We start from the raw sequence: 2516 nt of genomic DNA, 5'->3' as shown, positions 1-2516 counted from the left end.
GCCTGTGGGTGTCGAACACGGCAACGGCGGCCATGATGCTGCCCATTGGCCTGGCGCTCACCGAGCTGCTGCGCCCGGCGGACCCGGAGGAGCCGTTCCTATTCGCGACGGCACTGATGCTGGGGATCGCCTACAGCGCGACGATCGGCGGACTGGGCACCTTGATCGGTACGCCGCCCAACGCGGTGTTTGCCGCCGCGGCGCGGGAGCTACTGGGGCAGGAGGTCGGTTTTGCCGAGTGGCTGGCGGTGGGGCTGCCACTGGTCGTGATCCTGCTGCCGCTCTCCTGGGTGCTCCTCGTCTTCGTCTTTTTCCCGCCGGGGCGGCTGCCGCCGGGCGCGGCCGATCTGCTGCGCTCGCAACGCCAGGAGCTGGGGCCGCCCCGGCGGGGCGAGATCCTGACGCTGATCATCTTCTTGCTGGCCGTGGCCGGCTGGCTGATGCGGGAGCCGAAGCAGCTTGGCGCGTGGCGCATCCCGGGCCTCACTGACCTGGCACCGGGTGTGGATGACTCGACTATTGCCATCGCCGCCGCGCGGCTGCTGTTCCTGCTGCCCGTGGAGCGGCGGCGGAGCGAGTTCGTGCTCGACTGGGGCACGGCCCAGCGGCTGCCCTGGGGCGTGCTGCTGCTGTTCGGCGGCGGGCTTTCGCTGGCGCGGGCGTTCGAGGAGACGGGTCTGACGGAGGCCATTGCCGCGGGCGTCGGGGGACTGGTCGGGCTGCCCGTCTGGGTGGTGCTGGGTCTCACGGCAGCCGTTTTTGTCTATCTGAGCGAGCTCGCCTCGAACACGGCCATTGCCGCCCTGGCCATGCCCGTGCTGGCTGCCGCTGCCCGCGGCGTGGGGCAGGAGCCGCTCGTCTTCATGGCAGTGGGGGCCCTGGCCTCCTCGACTGCCTTCATGCTCCCCGTCGGCACGCCGCCCAACGCCATCGCCTTCGGAACGGGCTACATCCGCATGGCGGACATGGTTCGGGCCGGGTTCTGGCTGAACCTGATCTCCGTGGCGCTGGTGACGCTCGCCGCCTCGCTGCTCATCGGCCGCGTTTTGGGGTAACGGGCGAGACACCGCGGGGGCGGGCGGGTGCTCCCCCGCGGTCAAGTTCGCTCACCTCCGCCCGTCCCCTCGCCGCCACCCGCGTTCGCCCACTTATGGACCGCTACGGGGAGCACCCGCCCGCCCCCCGGCATCGGTCCGGGTGCCGTCGGGGCGGTGCGGCGGCGGCGAGTCTCAAGATTGCGGCGAGTCTCAAGATTATTGACAGGCGCGCGCGCGGATGACAGCTTGGAAACTCCCGCGCCGACGCCCCACAGGATACGGCTCGATTCTTATGTCGTGGTCTCGCCCGCCTCGAAGGCGCTATGCGATAGGAGTCGCCATGAAGAGTACGATCTCGACACCGGCTCTGCGCCAACTGCTGAGCGCCTGCCTGATGCTGGCCTCGGCCGCGGCGTGTGCCCGCACGGTCCCGACTGTGGGCCCGGACGACATCGCGCGGCTGGAGGATGCGGTCGCGGCGGCGCCGGCGGACCTGCCCGCCATGACTCAGCTTGGCGTCGCGTACTACCGTGGGGACCGGCCCAAGGACGCGCAGGCGATCCTGGAGCGGGTCGTGGGCCAGACGGGTGCCAGCGGCGTCGCCTTCCTCTATCTGGGACTGGCGCACGAGGCGCAGGACAACTGGACGCTGGCCCGGGAGTCCTACACCAGATATCTGGAGCTCGGCCGCAGCGACGCGCTGAAGGAGGAGATCCGGGCCCGGCTGGTGCTGGTTCTGCGCAATGAGATGCGGCAGCAGGCGCGGCTGGCGCTGGAGCGGGAGGCCGAGTTGACGGCCCAGCCGGCGACGCCCCGGACCATCGCCGTCTTCCCGCTGCGCCTGGTCTCCGAGAAGCCGGAGCTCGAACCCCTCCAGGTTGCCCTCGCCGACATGATCATCACGGACCTGCAGCTTTCGGGCGCGCTCCGGCTGCTCGAGCGGGTGCGGGTGCAGTCGCTGCTCGATGAAATGGCATTGACCGAAGCCGGCTACGCCGAGCCGGCAACAGGCGCGCGCGCCGGGCGGCTGTTGGGCGCGGAACACGTGGTCCAGGGCGTGCTGGCGACGACGGGCGAGAATGCCGTGCGCATGGATGTATCGGTGCTGGCGGCCGCCGAGCAGCGGGCTGCCGGTGAGCTGGGGAACGAGTCGCCGCTCGAGGCGCTGTTCGATCTCGAGAAGGAGCTGGTGTTCGGCGTGCTGAACGTGCTGGGGATCGAACTGACGGCGGCGGAGCGGGAAGCGATCAGTGAGAACCGTGCGGCGAACCTGCTCGCCTTTCTGACGTATGGCAATGGCCTGCAGGCCATGGACCGGGGCGACTATGCCGAAGCCGTGCGCCTGTTCCAGCAGGCGGTGCAGCTCGATCCCAGCCTGGGCGCAGCGCGGGAGCGGCAGGGTGAGGCCGCGCAGTTGCAGCGCGCGGGCGAGGTGACGCCGCAGCAGATCGCGCAGACAGGGCTGACGGAGTTGCCGGC

2 protein-coding genes are annotated in these 2516 nt (G+C 70.4%); both read left to right on the top strand.

What is annotated here, in order from left to right; translation table 11 throughout:
* Window positions 1-1055, top strand: a 1055-nt coding sequence (locus HY703_07090) for a DASS family sodium-coupled anion symporter (GenBank protein ID MBI4544939.1), incomplete at its 5' end; no start/stop codon positions are given.
* Between the two features lie 322 nt (window positions 1056-1377).
* On the top strand, window positions 1378-2516 hold a 1139-nt coding region (locus HY703_07085; GenBank protein MBI4544938.1), incomplete at its 3' end, for a tetratricopeptide repeat protein.

Source organism: Gemmatimonadota bacterium, from assembly GCA_016209965.1.
Classification (GTDB): domain Bacteria; phylum Gemmatimonadota; class Gemmatimonadetes; order Longimicrobiales; family RSA9; genus JACQVE01.
Note: the sequence above shows the minus strand (reverse complement) of the source record. Positions and strands in the feature narration are given on the sequence as shown.